This window comes from Shewanella sp. ISTPL2 (assembly GCF_013283205.1).
Lineage (GTDB): Bacteria > Pseudomonadota > Gammaproteobacteria > Enterobacterales > Shewanellaceae > Shewanella > Shewanella oncorhynchi.
Window position 1 is genome coordinate 74,048 of record NZ_JAAPAV010000001.1, and the last position, 17,201, is coordinate 91,248.

General features: G+C 48.3%; 8 protein-coding genes, 2 tRNA genes and 3 rRNA genes. 11 read left to right on the forward strand and 2 right to left on the reverse strand.

Features of this window, described 5'->3' with window-relative positions:
• Nucleotides 1-111 precede the first annotated feature (111 nt).
• The 6 genes from HUB64_RS00360 (at nucleotide 112) to HUB64_RS00385 (ending at nucleotide 7,453) form a co-directional block, all read left to right on the forward strand.
• A 16S ribosomal RNA gene (locus HUB64_RS00360) occupies nucleotides 112-1,654 on the forward strand.
• 99 nt (nucleotides 1,655-1,753) lie between these two features.
• Nucleotides 1,754-1,830: transfer RNA gene (locus HUB64_RS00365), tRNA-Ile, on the forward strand.
• Between the two features lie 138 nt (nucleotides 1,831-1,968).
• A tRNA-Ala gene (locus tag HUB64_RS00370) sits at nucleotides 1,969-2,044 on the forward strand.
• A 362-nt stretch (nucleotides 2,045-2,406) separates the two neighbouring features.
• Nucleotides 2,407-5,309: ribosomal RNA gene (locus tag HUB64_RS00375) — 23S ribosomal RNA — on the forward strand.
• A 187-nt stretch (nucleotides 5,310-5,496) separates the two neighbouring features.
• Nucleotides 5,497-5,612: ribosomal RNA gene (gene rrf / locus HUB64_RS00380) — 5S ribosomal RNA — on the forward strand.
• Together the 16S, 23S and 5S rRNA genes with 2 tRNA genes alongside form the textbook arrangement of a ribosomal RNA operon.
• Before the next feature lie 566 nt (nucleotides 5,613-6,178).
• Complete coding sequence (locus tag HUB64_RS00385; RefSeq protein WP_173496122.1) at nucleotides 6,179-7,453, forward strand: CinA family nicotinamide mononucleotide deamidase-related protein; 1,275 nt, start codon at nucleotides 6,179-6,181, stop codon at nucleotides 7,451-7,453.
• A gap of 91 nt (nucleotides 7,454-7,544) precedes the next feature.
• Here the strand turns inward: HUB64_RS00385 and HUB64_RS00390 are convergent, their stop codons facing one another.
• Both HUB64_RS00390 and ppc read right to left on the reverse strand, forming a co-directional pair.
• Nucleotides 7,545-8,090: a DUF1439 domain-containing protein gene (locus tag HUB64_RS00390; RefSeq protein WP_173496123.1), complete on the reverse strand. Its 546-nt coding sequence runs from the start codon at nucleotides 8,088-8,090 to the stop codon at nucleotides 7,545-7,547.
• A complete protein-coding gene (ppc, locus tag HUB64_RS00395) occupies nucleotides 8,090-10,759 on the reverse strand; it encodes a phosphoenolpyruvate carboxylase (protein ID WP_173496124.1) in 2,670 nt (889 codons plus the stop codon). Before ppc ends, HUB64_RS00390 begins: the two co-directional genes overlap by 1 nt.
• 885 nt (nucleotides 10,760-11,644) lie before the next feature.
• Between ppc and argC the strand changes: the two genes are divergently transcribed.
• The 5 genes from argC to argH all read left to right on the forward strand — a co-directional run bounded on the left by argC (nucleotide 11,645) and on the right by argH (nucleotide 17,131).
• Entirely contained in the window at nucleotides 11,645-12,625 is a 981-nt protein-coding gene (gene argC / locus HUB64_RS00400; protein WP_173496125.1) for an N-acetyl-gamma-glutamyl-phosphate reductase, read from the forward strand.
• Between the two features lie 31 nt (nucleotides 12,626-12,656).
• Nucleotides 12,657-13,439, forward strand: coding sequence for an acetylglutamate kinase (gene argB, locus HUB64_RS00405; protein ID WP_007644494.1), 783 nt, complete (start codon nucleotides 12,657-12,659; stop codon nucleotides 13,437-13,439).
• Nucleotides 13,440-13,451: 12 nt separating this feature from the next.
• Nucleotides 13,452-14,357, forward strand: a complete 906-nt coding sequence (locus HUB64_RS00410) for an ornithine carbamoyltransferase (RefSeq protein WP_105250543.1) — start codon at nucleotides 13,452-13,454, stop codon at nucleotides 14,355-14,357.
• 59 nt (nucleotides 14,358-14,416) lie between these two features.
• Nucleotides 14,417-15,655, forward strand: coding sequence for an argininosuccinate synthase (locus HUB64_RS00415; protein WP_173496126.1), 1,239 nt, complete (start codon nucleotides 14,417-14,419; stop codon nucleotides 15,653-15,655).
• A gap of 108 nt (nucleotides 15,656-15,763) precedes the next feature.
• Nucleotides 15,764-17,131: an argininosuccinate lyase gene (gene argH / locus HUB64_RS00420; protein WP_173496127.1), complete on the forward strand. Its 1,368-nt coding sequence runs from the start codon at nucleotides 15,764-15,766 to the stop codon at nucleotides 17,129-17,131.
• Nucleotides 17,132-17,201: the final 70 nt, after the last annotated feature.

A 17,201-nucleotide genomic window follows, 5' to 3' on the forward strand; every position in this document is an offset into this window, starting at 1 on the left:
AATGTAACAATGAGTGTTCATAGTAATATGTACAGTTTGTTTCTTTAGTTAGAAACAAAAAATCAGAATTCATTGAGCCGCTGAAGTCGCAAGACGGAAGCAACAAAACTTTAATTGAAGAGTTTGATCATGGCTCAGATTGAACGCTGGCGGCAGGCCTAACACATGCAAGTCGAGCGGCAGCGCAAGGGAGTTTACTCCTGAGGCGGCGAGCGGCGGACGGGTGAGTAATGCCTAGGGATCTGCCCAGTCGAGGGGGATAACAGTTGGAAACGACTGCTAATACCGCATACGCCCTACGGGGGAAAGGAGGGGACCTTCGGGCCTTCCGCGATTGGATGAACCTAGGTGGGATTAGCTAGTTGGTGAGGTAATGGCTCACCAAGGCGACGATCCCTAGCTGTTCTGAGAGGATGATCAGCCACACTGGGACTGAGACACGGCCCAGACTCCTACGGGAGGCAGCAGTGGGGAATATTGCACAATGGGGGAAACCCTGATGCAGCCATGCCGCGTGTGTGAAGAAGGCCTTCGGGTTGTAAAGCACTTTCAGTAGGGAGGAAAGGTAGCAGTTTAATACGCTGTTACTGTGACGTTACCTACAGAAGAAGGACCGGCTAACTCCGTGCCAGCAGCCGCGGTAATACGGAGGGTCCGAGCGTTAATCGGAATTACTGGGCGTAAAGCGTGCGCAGGCGGTTTGTTAAGCGAGATGTGAAAGCCCTGGGCTCAACCTAGGAATAGCATTTCGAACTGGCGAACTAGAGTCTTGTAGAGGGGGGTAGAATTCCAGGTGTAGCGGTGAAATGCGTAGAGATCTGGAGGAATACCGGTGGCGAAGGCGGCCCCCTGGACAAAGACTGACGCTCATGCACGAAAGCGTGGGGAGCAAACAGGATTAGATACCCTGGTAGTCCACGCCGTAAACGATGTCTACTCGGAGTTTGGTGTCTTGAACACTGGGCTCTCAAGCTAACGCATTAAGTAGACCGCCTGGGGAGTACGGCCGCAAGGTTAAAACTCAAATGAATTGACGGGGGCCCGCACAAGCGGTGGAGCATGTGGTTTAATTCGATGCAACGCGAAGAACCTTACCTACTCTTGACATCCACGGAATTCGCTAGAGATAGCTTAGTGCCTTCGGGAACCGTGAGACAGGTGCTGCATGGCTGTCGTCAGCTCGTGTTGTGAAATGTTGGGTTAAGTCCCGCAACGAGCGCAACCCCTATCCTTATTTGCCAGCACGTAATGGTGGGAACTCTAGGGAGACTGCCGGTGATAAACCGGAGGAAGGTGGGGACGACGTCAAGTCATCATGGCCCTTACGAGTAGGGCTACACACGTGCTACAATGGCGAGTACAGAGGGTTGCAAAGCCGCGAGGTGGAGCTAATCTCACAAAGCTCGTCGTAGTCCGGATTGGAGTCTGCAACTCGACTCCATGAAGTCGGAATCGCTAGTAATCGTGGATCAGAATGCCACGGTGAATACGTTCCCGGGCCTTGTACACACCGCCCGTCACACCATGGGAGTGGGCTGCAAAAGAAGTGGGTAGCTTAACCTTCGGGGGGGCGCTCACCACTTTGTGGTTCATGACTGGGGTGAAGTCGTAACAAGGTAGCCCTAGGGGAACCTGGGGCTGGATCACCTCCTTACCTATACGACTAACTTAATGTTTGTTGAGTGTTCACACAGATTTGCTTGATAGAAGAAAGAGTAAAAGATAGACCTAGTTAAATAGGTTTATCAAAGATGGGTCTGTAGCTCAGCTGGTTAGAGCGCACCCCTGATAAGGGTGAGGTCGGTGGTTCAAGTCCACTCTGACCCACCAAATCTTCGTTATCCTTTGTTAAATTAACACTCGTTTAGTGAACTAAACGTCGCGTTAATTTGCCGCGGATAACTCGATTTGGCAAACCAATCCTTTTAGAGGTTTGGAACATCTTACTTACTCGCACTGCATGTAAATGGGGCTATAGCTCAGCTGGGAGAGCGCCTGCCTTGCACGCAGGAGGTCTGCGGTTCGATCCCGCATAGCTCCACCATTTACACCTTATTCTGACTTTATTGCAAAGTAATAAGGCATATGCACTATGGATAGAGATGCCAAAGATAAACTTAAAAATTATCTTTGGCTTTTTTAAGCCCGCTCTTTAACAATTTGGAAAGCTGATAGTATTTAATTGCATGAGTCTGTCATGTGATTAATTACAAAACGTTTAATGCGCAAGCATTGAACATGAGTTCTCAAACACTTTATTAAGTGTCTTGAATATTCAAAAGTAAATTATTCTTTATTGAATAGTTTACGTCTAAGGCGCGTCCACTTCTTTGGTCAGAAGTGAGACAAGTAAAACCAAGCTGGTCGCAATGCGGCGCAGATGAGTGAAACTCATTTGGGTTGTATGGTTAAGCGACTAAGCGTATACGGTGGATGCCTTGGCAGTCAGAGGCGATGAAGGACGTAGTAACTTGCGAAAAGCGTTGGCGAGCTAGTAACAAGCATTTGAGCTAACGATGTCCGAATGGGGGAACCCAGCAGCATAAGCTGTTATCGCAACATGAATACATAGTGTTGCGAGGCGAACGAGGGGAACTGAAACATCTAAGTACCCTTAGGAAAAGAAATCAACCGAGATTCCCCTAGTAGCGGCGAGCGAACGGGGATTAGCCCTTAAGTCAGTGGGGTGTTAGTGGAATGCGTTGGAAAGCGCAGCGGCACAGGGTGATAGCCCCGTACATGAAAACTAACCATTGATGAAAACGAGTAAGGCGGGACACGTGACATCCTGTTTGAATATGGGGGGACCATCCTCCAAGGCTAAATACTCCTGACTGACCGATAGTGAACCAGTACCGTGAGGGAAAGGCGAAAAGAACCCCTGTGAGGGGAGTGAAATAGAACCTGAAACCGTATACGTACAAGCAGTGGGAGCGGTTCTTGAGACCGTGACTGCGTACCTTTTGTATAATGGGTCAGCGACTTACATTTTGTAGCGAGGTTAAGCGAATAGCGGAGCCGTAGGGAAACCGAGTGTTAACTGCGCGTTTAGTTGCAAGGTGTAGACCCGAAACCCGGTGATCTAGCCATGGGCAGGTTGAAGGTTGAGTAACATCAACTGGAGGACCGAACCGACTAATGTTGAAAAATTAGCGGATGACTTGTGGCTGGGGGTGAAAGGCCAATCAAACCGGGAGATATCTGGTTCTCCTCGAAAGCTATTTAGGTAGCGCCTCGAGCGAATACCATTGGGGGTAGAGCACTGTTAAGGCTAGGGGGTCATCCCGACTTACCAACCCTTTGCAAACTCCGAATACCAATGAGTACTACTCGGGAGACAGACGGCGGGTGCTAACGTCCGTCGTCAAAAGGGAAACAACCCAGACCGTCAGCTAAGGTCCCAAAGTACTAGCTAAGTGGGAAACGATGTGGGAAGGCTTAGACAGCTAGGATGTTGGCTTAGAAGCAGCCATCATTTAAAGAAAGCGTAATAGCTCACTAGTCGAGTCGGCCTGCGCGGAAGATGTAACGGGGCTAAGCTAGTCACCGAAGCTACGGGTGCACAGTTTACTGTGCGCGGTAGAGGAGCGTTCTGTAAGCCGTTGAAGGTGAAGGGGTAACCCACGCTGGAGGTATCAGAAGTGCGAATGCTGACATGAGTAACGATAAAGGGGGTGAAAAACCCCCTCGCCGAAAGACCAAGGGTTCCTGTCCAACGTTAATCGGGGCAGGGTGAGTCGACCCCTAAGGTGAGGCCGAAAGGCGTAATCGATGGGAAACAGATTAATATTTCTGTACTTCCGCTAACTGCGATGGAGAGACGGAGAAGGCTAGGCTAGCGCGGCGTTGGTAGTCCGCGTTTAAGGTGGTAGGTGGTGTTCTTAGGCAAATCCGGGGACACGTACTTTAATGTACACACTGAGAGCTGATGACGAGGTCCTACGGGACTGAAGTAGTTGATGCCATGCTTCCAGGAAAATCTTCTAAGCTTCAGGTTAGTGGGAATCGTACCCCAAACCGACACAGGTGGTCGGGTAGAGAATACCAAGGCGCTTGAGAGAACTCGGCTGAAGGAACTAGGCAAAATGGTACCGTAACTTCGGGAGAAGGTACGCTCCTGTTGGTGATGAGACTTGCTCTCTAAGCTGACGGGAGTCGCAGATACCAGGTGGCTGCAACTGTTTATCAAAAACACAGCACTGTGCAAACTCGCAAGAGGAAGTATACGGTGTGACGCCTGCCCGGTGCCGGAAGGTTAATTGATTGGGTTATCGCAAGAGAAGCTCATGATCGAAGCCCCGGTAAACGGCGGCCGTAACTATAACGGTCCTAAGGTAGCGAAATTCCTTGTCGGGTAAGTTCCGACCTGCACGAATGGCGTAATGATGGCCACGCTGTCTCCAGCCGAGACTCAGTGAAGTTGAAATTGCGGTGAAGATGCCGTATACCCGCGGCTAGACGGAAAGACCCCGTGAACCTTTACTATAGCTTGGCACTGAACATTGAACCTACATGTGTAGGATAGGTGGGAGACTTTGAAGTTGTGACGCTAGTCATGATGGAGTCGTCCTTGAAATACCACCCTTGTAGTTTTGATGTTCTAACCTAGGTCCCTTATCGGGATTAGGGACAGTGCCTGGTGGGTAGTTTGACTGGGGCGGTCTCCTCCCAAAGAGTAACGGAGGAGCACGAAGGTTGGCTAAGTACGGTCGGACATCGTACGGTTAGTGCAATGGCATAAGCCAGCTTAACTGCGAGACATACACGTCGAGCAGGTACGAAAGTAGGTCATAGTGATCCGGTGGTTCTGAATGGAAGGGCCATCGCTCAACGGATAAAAGGTACTCCGGGGATAACAGGCTGATACCGCCCAAGAGTTCATATCGACGGCGGTGTTTGGCACCTCGATGTCGGCTCATCACATCCTGGGGCTGAAGTCGGTCCCAAGGGTATGGCTGTTCGCCATTTAAAGTGGTACGCGAGCTGGGTTCAGAACGTCGTGAGACAGTTCGGTCCCTATCTGCCGTGGGCGTTGGATGATTGAAGGGAGCTGCTCCTAGTACGAGAGGACCGGAGTGGACGAACCGCTGGTGTTCGGGTTGTCATGCCAATGGCATTGCCCGGTAGCTACGTTCGGAATCGATAACCGCTGAAAGCATCTAAGCGGGAAGCGAGCCCTAAGATGAGTCATCCCTAGGAATTTAATTCCTCTAAAGAGCCGTTCGAGACTAGGACGTTGATAGGCATGGTGTGTAAGCGTTGTGAGGCGTTGAGCTAACATGTACTAATGACTCGAGAGGCTTAACCATACAACCCAGATGGGTTTTACTGAAAATGTTCCAGACATTTTCTAGCACTTCCTCCTTCCATGGAGGTCGTACGAAAGCCTTAGACAGAATACAGATACTTGATAAAGTTAAAGACTCAACAGAAAATCAGCTTTCCGAATTATTATTAGCGTGAGCCAGAGATGGACACGGTAATAAACAGAATTTGCTTGGTGACAATAGCCTTGTGGAACCACCTGATCCCATCCCGAACTCAGAAGTGAAACGCAAACGCGCCGATGGTAGTGTGGGGTCTCCCCATGTGAGAGTAGGTCATCGCCAAGCATCCAAATAAACACAAAAGCCCTAGCCTAAACCGCTAGGGCTTTTGTGTTTATACGCTTCGCGAAAACTTATCTCGATGTCGGTCAATAAATGTTCCTCCAATATTGACACTTCCACCATCCATGGCGGTCGCCCGCCGCTAAGCGGACTCCCCGGCTACGAAGACAAGCTTCTTCGCGTTCAATCATGGCTAAATACTCCGTATTGATAGCGCTATGATTTCACCCCCATGCGAGAGTAGGTCATCACCAAGCGCCTAATGATCTCATTGAGATGCAACGAAGCCAGCTGAATAAGCTGGCTTTTTTGCGTCTGCAATTTGTAAAATCCAGCCTATTTTCTATTTAATTAGTCAGTTTTCCTCCTATTTTTCTCTCCTTAACACTCTCTTTCATTCTTCATGACATCAATAATAAGTAATGGTTGTTGGTTATTTGTACGGTTATTTTGTCAATGCTCCGATTTTGCTACAGCGATCTTAGTTCTCGATCGAGCCTAGCTATTGCTATTAGTTAAGCGGTTACTTACCTTATGTTTTAATTTATTGGGGTAGATAAGGATCTGAGATGAAGTTAGAGATGATTTGCACTGGGGAAGAAGTGTTGGCGGGACAGATTGTTGATACCAACGCCGCTTGGTTTGCCAGTACTATGATGGAGCATGGTGTCGAGATTCAGCGTCGAGTAACCGTCGGCGATCGCCTCGAGGATCTGATTGCGGTTTTCCAAGAACGTAGCTTACATGCAGATGTGATTCTCGTTAATGGTGGTCTCGGGCCGACGAGTGATGATATGTCTGCTTTAGCGATGGCGAAGGCGAAGGGCGAACCATTGGTTGAGAATGCGCAGTGGCGTGAGCGTTTAGAGGAGTGGTTTACCCGTAATAACCGTGAAATGCCTTTAAGTAATCTCAAGCAAGCTATGCTGCCAGCCTCAGCTGTGATGGTTGATAACCCAGTGGGAACCGCTTGTGGTTTTAGAGTTAAGCTTAACCGCGCTTGGTTATTCTTTACGCCTGGTGTGCCTTTTGAGCTGAAGCACATGGTTACAGAGCAGTTTGTGCCCTTTATTCGCGAAGAGTTTAACCTTGATGCTAAGGTCGCCTTAAAGAAACTATTGACCATAGGCCAAGGTGAGTCCGCTTTGGCAGATAAGTTAGAACCGCTAGAGCTGCCAGAAGGCATTACTATTGGTTACCGCTCTTCTATGCCGCATATTGAGATTAAGATTTTCGCCCGTGGCGAGAAGGCGATTGCAGTATTACCTCGCGTCGCTGGGCACATCAAAATGGTGCTGGGTACTGCGGTTGTCGCGGACGATAAAGCCACTCTTGCCGAAGAAATTCATTATAAGCTACTTAACTCAGGCTTGACCTTAAGCGTTGCCGAGTCTTGCACTGGCGGCATGATCACTAGCCAGTTAGTTGATTTCCCCGGCAGTTCATCTTACTTACAGCACGGATTAGTGACTTACAGTAATGAATCTAAAGTGCGCGTGTTAGGTGTTAATCCTTCAACCTTAGATGATCATGGTGCAGTCTCTATTGCGACTGTGGAAGAAATGGCTAAGGGGGCAAGGCAAATTTTAGACAGTGATTATGCGCTGGCAACCAGTGGAATCGCGGGGCCCGATGGTGGCACAGATGAGAAACCTGTGGGCACTGTGGCGATCGCTTTAGCAACTCGCGGCGGTGTTTATAGTCAGATGATTAAACTACCGAGACGTTCACGGGATCTGGTACGCAGTTTAAGTGCTGCTGTGGCTTACGATATGCTAAGACGTGAGCTTTTAGCTGAAGCTGTGATCGTCGATTATCAGTCTATTGGGCGATTCAGTAAGTAACTCTTATACGGGTATATATCCGTTTATGCCCGCCAACAAAAATGCTCCCGAGGGAGCATTTTAACTTCTACAGAGATACAAAAATGGCAGATTATTGAGTGAACTTAAGCACTAATTTGCCTGGGGCAACTTGAATGCTTTCGGTCATTTTTGCCATCAGTGCTTGGTTACTGTCCTTGGTATCTAGTACATACACAGGCTGGTTTTCTAAGAATTGCCTTAGATAACCCATCACCTGCGGCGTGGCACTGCTAATCGCTTTTTCAATATCCTTGGGCGTTGATTCCACTTTGACTAATTCGAGTTGGCGCAGATAGACACTGTGCGTTGCACTGTCATACCAAGGCTTGGCTTCGAAAGTCGTCGTGAGTTTGGCGCTCAATGGAAAGATCGGATTCTTAATTGAAACTTGAGTTGCGGCACTTACGCTCATAGTGTCAGGTTTTGCACCTAGCTTGACACTGATGTCGTTAATGCGTACTTCTGCGCCAACTAATTGATTGCCTTGTTTAATCTCAAAATGGATCTCTTTACTGAGGTACTGCTCCATTTCGTGCTCGCTGATACTGTACTGCGAGACGCAGCCGCCAAGCAGTACAGTTACTCCCAAGCAAATCGTGCGGGAAAGTTTTTTCATTAACCAGTGTTTCTCATACCCGCGGCCACACCTGCAATAGTCAGCATTAGCGCTAATTGCACATGTTCAGACGCAGGAGTTTCGGTTGTTTCCTTACGTGTCCGCGCTAATAGCTCGGTTTGTAAGAAGTTTAATGGATCGATATACGGATTTCGCAGTTTAACGGACTCGCGATTCCACGGCGTATGTGCCATTAAGCTATCTGATTTTGTCAGTTCAAGCACGACTTTAATGCCCAGATCTAAGCGTTGGCGCAAGGTTTCGCCTAAATGATGCAAGTCTTTCGGTACTAAACAGGTTTCGTAGTAGCGGGCCAGATTAGGTTCCGCCTTGGCGTAGACCATTTCCAGCATTGAAATGCGAGTGCTGAAGAAGGGCCATTCCCGCTCCATGTCTTGCAGTAAACCCATTTCACCGCGTTCACTGGCGGCTTGTAGTGCTTCACCTGCGCCGAGCCATGCAGGTAACATCAAGCGGTTTTGCGACCAAGCAAAAATCCACGGAATGGCCCGCAGGCTTTCAATTCCACCATCGACACGACGTTTGGCTGGACGGCTGCCGAGTGGTAGTTTTCCTAATTCCACTTCTGGCGTTGCCGCGCGGAAATAAGCCACAAAATCAGGTTCATCACGCACTATGCCACGGTAAGCACCCACTGATTCTTCAGCGATACGTTGCATGCAATTGCGCCATTCTTGCTTCGGCTCTGGCGGTGGTAATAGGGTTGCTTCCAATACGGCAGAGGTATACAGGGCCAAGCTTTGAACCGCGAGTTTTGGCAAGCCAAACTTGAAGCGGATCATTTCGCCCTGCTCAGTCACACGAATGCGGCCATCTACTGAACCTGGTGGTTGCGATAGGATCGCCTTGTGTGCAGGACCACCCCCGCGACCAATGCTGCCACCACGGCCATGGAATAATGTGAGCTTGACGCCCGCTTGTTTACAGACCGCCACTAACTGCTCTTGGGCGTAATACTGAGCCCAAGCCGCCGCCATGACACCGGCATCTTTAGCTGAGTCAGAGTAGCCAATCATCACTTCTTGCATGCCTTTGGTATAGCCACGATACCAGTCGATATCGAGCAAATCGGTAATACAGGCCGCGGCGTTGTTTAAGTCACTTAAGGTTTCAAAGAGCGGTACCACACGCATTGGGTGCGAACAGCCCGTTTCTTTGAGTAACAGTAAAACCGTTAAGACATCTGATGGTTTACCCGCCATCGAAATCACATAGGATCCGAGTGCTTTTGCCGGATGTTTAGCAATCAAACGACAGGTATTAAGCACTTCGGCCACATCGGCCGAGGGTTGCCAGTTACTTGGGATCAGTGGACGACGGTTGCTGAGTTCACGTAATAGGAAGGCTTGCTTCTCGGTTTCATCCCAATGATTGAAATCACCCATGCCGAGATAGCGAGTTAACTCGGCGAGCACATCGCTGTGACGGCTGGCGTCTTGGCGAATGTCGAGTCTGAGCATATGAATGCCAAAACAGGCGAGACGGCGGAGAATGTCGAGCAATAAACCGTTGGCAATTAAGCGCATACCGCAGTCGGTCAAACTCTTATAAAGCATTTCTAACGGTGCTTTGAGATCGCTTTCTTGCCAAATCAGGCTCGACTTATCGACTTCAGGATTGTGGCCTTCGATGCGCGCATTTAAATAATCTATGGTGTCACGCAGTCTTTGACGAATAGATCGCAGCACGTGGCGGTAAGGTTCGCAGCTGTTATTGGTATAAGCCTTTAACTCATCATTGGCTTCTTCCATCGACAGTTCACCGACCAGCAGCACGATATCTTTTAAGAATAATCTGGCGGCAGCATGGCGGTTACGATCGAGCACCTCTTGGGTGACTTTGGCAGTTACAAACGGGTTGCCGTCGCGATCGCCGCCCATCCAGCTTGAAAAGCGCACTGGCGCGATATCAATCGGTAATTGCTGCCCTGTGCGTTGCTGCACTCGATCGTTAAGTTGTCTTAAGAAGTCAGGCACCGCATGCCAGAGTGACTCTTCAATGGTGGATAATCCCCAGCGAGCCTCATCTACTGGAGTTGGGCGCTCGCGGCGGATCTCATTGGTGTGCCATATTTGCGCGATTAATTGGCGCAGGCGCAGGTTGATCTGTTGACGTTCTCTATCCGACAGTTGGTCGTTTTCTTGCTCTGTTAAGCAGTCGACAATGGCGGCGTATTTTTGGATCAGAGTGCGACGGGAAATTTCAGTGGGGTGCGCTGTTAGCACTAGATCAATATCCAGTGTTTTTAGACAGTCGAGCATTTTAGCTTGGTCGACACGACCATTGAGCATGCGTCCTAGGAGTTGTTCCACCGGGTCTGGCACGCAGACAAGTTCGTCGCAATTACGACTGATAGTATGAAATTGCTCGGATAAGTTAGCTAAGTTAAGAAATTGGTTAAAAGCTTTTGCAAAAGGGACTAATTCTTCGTCTGGCAAAGCTGTCAGTAACTCGAGCATTTGCTCTCTGGCGGCTTGGTCGCCTCGGCGTGAGTCTTTGGCAAGCTTACGGATCTGTTCAACCTTCTCAAGAAAAGAGTCCCCAAGATGGGTACGCATAGTATCGCCAAGGATTTGGCCTAACATACTCACGTTCGATCTTAATGACGCATACATATCTGTCATATTGTCTGCCATGGTTACTGACATAGTTACTCCGAATAGAAAAACATGAAAATTCCGCTGTGTATATACCCAAACAACCTGAAGATGCAGGATTCAGCGGGAGTTTAACGCACTTTAGGCAAGGCAGTTATTTGCAGGCCTAGCGGGCTAAGTTAAAAATAACCAACGCAGCATAAAGTGCATTAAAACCCGCCGGGACGGAGCACCTAGGGCACTCCACTTCCGTGTTGCATCAATTTAAAAGGTGGCCGACATTCTTTCATTGATGCGCCTTGAATTGAAGCACCCTAGGCGCTCTGAAACTCGTATCTTCAGGTAGCTTGGGTATATAGCCCGTTAGCACAATACCTATCACTTGGGGCTATGGTCAACAGCAGAACTTATAACTTATACGACTGGCTTATCCGATATGCAACCAATCACGGTATTTGATGAAGAATATTCAATAGAAATGCGAAGTCACGCAATATTTTTTGATGATTAGTGCAAGTGAATATGAAGTGCATCATTTTATGCTTTGCAGACATGTATCTTAGCTGTTAATGAAAAGGACTGATTTAACTCATATTGACCCTGGATAACTGAGTTATTAACGAGTTAGCTGAATGGGAGGCGTGTCTTCGATATCCCAGTTTGAGCTTGAAATACGAAAATAAATTAAAAATATATATTCACATATATTGCATAAGTAGATCTTTGTGGTAGTCTAGCCATCAGTTGAGATGAGTCACCCCCTGTGACCTGTAGAGTGAATATCATGATGCGCAGTATTAGCCTGACAGTGAATAAAATAACAACCTATTACGATTTCCTGCGACGATAGTCTTGTCATCATAGATATGCGCGGTTGCGTGTAAGCTATTCATCTACTCTTTAAGTTTCTTTGATTCGGTTAATAAGACAAAAAACATGAAAAATATCGCCATTATTGGTGCCAGTGGTTACACAGGCGCGCAACTGACCGCTTTAATCCATGCAGAAGCAGAACTGACGATTCAGGGGTTGTATGTTTCTGAAAACAGTTTAGATAAAGGTAAGCCTTTAGCGGATTTGTATCCTAGCTATAGCCATATCGCATTAACGCTGTCGCCATTGTCCGATGAAGCTAAGGCAAAAATCGTTGTCGAAGCGGATGCCGTGGTGTTAGCGACTGAGCACTCGGTGAGCCTGCATTTAGCGGCTTGGTTTTATAGCCAAGGGTTAGCGGTATTCGATTTAAGCGGTGCTTATCGTTTTAGCGATGTGGCGCAATATCCGAAGTGGTATGGCTTTGAGCATGAATATCCTGAAGTTTTAGCCAAAGCCGTGTATGGCCTTGCCGAATGGAATACTAAAGAAATCGCTGCGACTAAGATGATTGCCGTGCCAGGTTGTTACCCGACCGCATCATTGACAGCGTTAAAACCGCTAGCGAGTTTACTGACATCGGCTTATCCGGTGATCAATGCCGTGAGCGGCGTAACAGGTGCGGGCCGTAAAGCGCAGTTACACACCAGTTTTTGTGAAGTTAGCCTGACACCCTACGGCGTATTAGGCCACAGACATCAACCCGAGATCGCCACTCAGCTTGGTCAAGAAGTGATATTTACCCCGCACCTTGGCAACTTTAAGCGTGGCATTTTAGCGACCATTACCGTGCAGCTAAAACCAGGCACTACGACTGCCGATGTGGCAGCGGCCTATAGCGTGTATGACAAGGCGCCATTGGTAACCGTAAAGCACAATCAGTTCCCGAAAGTAGACGATGTGGTGCTGACACCCAACTGCCATTTAGGTTGGAAGTTTGATGAGAATAGCGGTTACTTAGTGGTAGCCAGTGCCATCGATAACTTGATGAAAGGTGCTGCCAGCCAAGCGCTGCAATGCATAAAGATTCATTTTAACCTTTAATTGTTCATCCTTATTTAAGAGAGTCGTCAAGATGTCTACAAACAACTCAGTATTAGTGCTTAAAGTGGGCGGCGCGCTGCTGCAATGTGAAATGGGGATGGCGCGATTGATGGATACGGCTGCGGCTATGTTAGCCAATGGTCAGCAAGTGTTGATGGTACATGGCGGCGGCTGTCTGGTGGATGAGCAGTTAGCGGCTAATGGTATGGAGACCGTCAAGTTAGAAGGTTTACGTGTGACTCCGCCAGAGCAAATGCCGATTATTGCCGGCGCACTTGCTGGCACTTCGAACAAAATCCTTCAAGGCGCAGCGACTAAGGCTGGCATTGTGAGTGTGGGTATGAGTCTTGCCGATGGCAATACTGTTTCGGCTAAGATTAAAGATGAGCGTTTAGGCCTTGTTGGCGAAGTCACGCCAAAGGATGGCACTTATCTTAAGTTTATCCTCGAGCAAGGTTGGATGCCGATTTGTAGCTCTATCGCCATGATGGACGATGGTCAAATGCTTAACGTCAATGCTGACCAAGCGGCGACGGCCTTAGCTAAATTAGTGGGCGGCAAGTTAGTGCTGCTGTCGGATGTTTCTGGGGTGCTCGATGGTAAAGGCCAGCTCATCCATAGTTTAAATGGCAAGCAGATAGCAGACCTTGTTAAGCAAGGTGTGATCGAAAAGGGAATGAAGGTCAAAGTTGAAGCTGCGCTCGAAGTAGCACAGTGGATGGGGCAGGCGGTACAAGTTGCCTCGTGGCGTGATGCAAGCCAATTAATCGCATTAGCAAAAGGTGAAGCCGTAGGAACACAAATCCAACCATAAGTGGAGTAGGTTATGAAGCATTTACTATCGATAAAAGACTTAACCCAGCAGCAGTTACAGGATCTAATTGCCTTGGCAAAAACGATCAAAGCCAATCCGGCTGAGTATCGTCATGCGCTGGATGGCAAGAGTGTGGTGATGTTATTTGAAAAGCCCTCACTCAGAACACGCGTTAGCTTTGATATCGGTATTAATAAGCTCGGTGGCCACTGTTTATACCTAGACCAGCAAAATGGTGAACTGGGAAAACGGGAATCGGTTGCTGACTTTGCTTCTAACCTGTCATGTTGGGCCGACGCAATTGTGGCGAGAACCTATTCACACACCACCATTGAACAATTAGCCGAGTTCGGCTCAGTGCCCGTGATCAATGCGCTGTCGGATCTTTATCATCCTTGCCAAGCCTTAGCTGACTTTTTAACTCTGGCAGAGCAGTTTGAGGATGTCAGTAAAGCTAAATTAGCTTATGTTGGTGATGGTAATAATGTCACTAACTCGCTGATGTACTGTGCGGCTATTCTCGGTGCCACCATGACAGTGATCTGCCCAGCGGGTCACTTTCCTGATGGCTACGTAGTGGCAGAAGTGCAAGAGCTCGCCAAACGATATGGCGGCAAGATAGTGCTGACCTCAGATATCGATGCGATTGAAGGTCACGACGCTATTTATACTGATACTTGGATTTCAATGGGCGATCCAACGCCTTTGTCGGATATCAAAGCGAAGTTTGCACCATACCAAGTAAACAAAGCTTTGATGGCGAAAGCGGGCGCTAACTTCTTTATGCATTGTTTGCCCGCCCACCGTGGTGTAGAAGTAACAGATGAAGTGATGGACGGTGCAGGATCCTTAATTCTGCAACAAGCCGAAAATCGGATGCATGCCCAAAATGCGGTACTGGTAACCTTATTTAGTTAAATTAACCCTGTTTAGCAGCCTGTTTTCTCCCTGAGAGAAACGAGTCATAGGAATTTAAGATGTCTATCGAGATAAAAAATACTGGCGTGAAAAAAGTGGTTTTAGCCTATTCAGGTGGTCTAGATACCTCGGCCATTATTCCTTGGTTAAAAGAAAACTACGATAACTGTGAAATCATCGCATTCTGCGCCGACGTTGGCCAAGGCGAAGAAGAGCTGGTTGGCTTGACTGAAAAAGCTTTAGCTTCAGGTGCTTCTGAATGTCATATCGTCGATCTAAAAGAAGAATTCGTTAAAGACTATATCTACCCAACGATTGCGAGCGGTGCGATTTACGAAGGCACTTATTTACTCGGTACGTCAATGGCGCGTCCTATTATTGCCAAAGCGCAGGTTGAAGTGGCTCGTAAAGTGGGCGCCGATGCTCTGTGTCACGGTTGTACTGGCAAAGGTAACGACCAAGTGCGTTTCGAAGGTTGCTTCGCCGCATTAGCACCTGATTTAAAAGTGATTGCCCCATGGCGTGAATGGACTATGCAGAGCCGTGAAGATCTACTGGCCTATTTAGCTGAACGTGACATCAAGACGTCAGCATCAGCGACTAAAATCTATAGCCGTGATGCCAACGCTTTCCATATATCCCATGAAGGTGGTGAGTTAGAAGATCCATGGAACGAGCCAAGCAAAGGCGTATGGACACTGACTGCCGATCCTGAAGATGCACCGAACAAGCCTGAATATGTGTCGCTAGAAGTAGAACATGGCCGTATCACTAAAGTGAATGGTGAAGCCCTAACGCCTTATGCTGCGCTGATGACATTAAACGCTATTGCTGCACCACACGGTGTGGGTCGTATCGACATTACCGAAAACCGTTTAGTCGGCATGAAGTCCCGTGGCTGTTACGAAACACCCGGCGGCACTGTGATGTTCGCAGCACTACGTGCGATTGAAGAACTTGTACTCGACAAAACCAGCCGTAACTGGCGTGAGCAAGTTGCCGCACAAATGGCGCATTTAGTGTATGACGGCCGTTGGTTCACGCCACTGTGCAAGTCACTGTTGGCAGCATCTGAGTCATTGGCTGAGTCAGTGAACGGTGAAGTCGTGGTTAAACTCTACAAAGGCCAAGCGACGGCGGTGAAGAAGCGTTCACCTAACAGCTTGTACTCTGAAGCGTTTGCCACCTTCGGTGAAGATCAAGTGTACGATCAAAAACATGCCGAAGGCTTTATCCGCCTGTACTCATTGGCGAGCCGCATCCGCGCACTCAACGCTAACGATGTAAAGTCTAAGTAATAGGTCGTTTCAAAGGGCGCCTAGCGCCCTTTTTTGTTTTTAGGTTTTGATTTAGTTTTTGATTCAGATGAGTCGATTTCAAATAAGCAGTGAGTAAGGGGAGTTAGCATGGCTTTATGGGGTGGAAGATTTCAGGGCGAAACGAGCGCGCTATTCAAATTATTCAACGATTCGTTGCCTGTGGATTATCGCTTGTTCGAACAGGATGTAGTCGGCTCCATTGCTTGGGCGGATGCGATTGCCAGCGTGGGAATTATCTCGGCAACTGAATGCCGCGACTTGAAAAAAGCGCTTAATGACTTGCTGGTGGAAGTGCAGGGCGATCCGGTGATTATTCTCGCCTCGGGCGCCGAAGATATTCACAGTTTCGTCGAGTCGGCTTTGATTGCCAAAGTGGGCGATCTCGGTAAGAAATTGCACACTGGTCGTAGCCGTAACGATCAAGTTGCCACCGATTTAAAGCTTTGGTGTCAATCCGAAGGCAAAGCATTACTCGCGCGTCTTCAATGCTTACATGCTGAATTACTGGCGTTGGCTGAGCGTGAATTTGATGCGGTAATGCCAGGCTATACTCACTTGCAGCGCGCGCAACCTGTGACATTTGGCCACTGGTGTTTAGCGTATGTGGAAATGACTGAGCGGGATATCAGCCGTTTAGCCGATGCGTTAACCCGCGCTAATACCTGTCCTTTAGGTTCTGGAGCATTAGCAGGCACAGCTTATAAGATGGATCGACATGCTCTGGCCGCGGCGCTGAATTTTGCCTCGCCAACGCTGAATAGCTTAGATAGCGTATCAGACAGAGATCACGTGGTAGAGCTTTGTTCAACCGCATCGATCAGCATGATGCACTTAAGCCGTATGGCTGAAGATTTGATTTTCTTTAACTCAGGTGAAGCGAACTTTATTTCCCTGAGTGATGAAGTAACTTCGGGTTCATCCCTGATGCCACAGAAGAAAAATCCAGACGCATTAGAGCTTATCCGTGGCAAAACTGGCCGGGTTTATGGCAGCTTAGTGGGCATTCTCACTACGATGAAAGCACTGCCTTTGGCGTACAACAAAGATATGCAGGAAGATAAAGAAGGCCTGTTTGACGTGGTCGATAGCTGGGCCATTTGCCTCGATATGGCGGCGTTAGTGTTGTCAGGTTTGAAGGTCAATCGCCCTAATGCGCTGTTAGCGGCACAGCAAGGTTATGCAAATTCTACTGAGCTTGCGGATTATCTCGTGTCTAAAGGCATGCCGTTCCGTGAGGCGCACCATGTTGTGGGTGAAGTCGTGGTTGCTGCGATAGCGAAGCAAATTCCGCTGGAGGAATTCTCTTTGGCCGAATTAAAAACTTTTGCCGCTATCATTGAAGATGATGTCTATCCAAATCTGACTATTGAAGCTTGTTTAGCGAAACGTGACGTGCTCGGTGGTACTGCATTGCCACAAATTCAGCAGGCGATTGCTGCTAAGAAAGCACGTTAAGCGAGTTATTCAAATCCACAATACAAGCTAATAAAAAACGCGACGTTAGGTCGCGTTTTTTATTGGGCCA

Excerpts from the sequence above, each read along its gene's own strand:
- HUB64_RS00385 (WP_173496122.1), top strand. The coding sequence starts at position 6,179 with ATGAAGTTAGAGATGATTTGCACTGGGGAAGAAGTGTTGGCGGGACAG.
- HUB64_RS00390 (WP_173496123.1), bottom strand. The coding sequence starts at position 8,090 with ATGAAAAAACTTTCCCGCACGATTTGCTTGGGAGTAACTGTACTGCTT.
- ppc (WP_173496124.1), bottom strand. The coding sequence starts at position 10,759 with ATGTCAGTAACCATGGCAGACAATATGACAGATATGTATGCGTCATTA.
- argC (WP_173496125.1), top strand. The coding sequence starts at position 11,645 with ATGAAAAATATCGCCATTATTGGTGCCAGTGGTTACACAGGCGCGCAA.
- argB (WP_007644494.1), top strand. The coding sequence starts at position 12,657 with ATGTCTACAAACAACTCAGTATTAGTGCTTAAAGTGGGCGGCGCGCTG.
- HUB64_RS00410 (WP_105250543.1), top strand. The coding sequence starts at position 13,452 with ATGAAGCATTTACTATCGATAAAAGACTTAACCCAGCAGCAGTTACAG.
- HUB64_RS00415 (WP_173496126.1), top strand. The coding sequence starts at position 14,417 with ATGTCTATCGAGATAAAAAATACTGGCGTGAAAAAAGTGGTTTTAGCC.
- argH (WP_173496127.1), top strand. The coding sequence starts at position 15,764 with ATGGCTTTATGGGGTGGAAGATTTCAGGGCGAAACGAGCGCGCTATTC.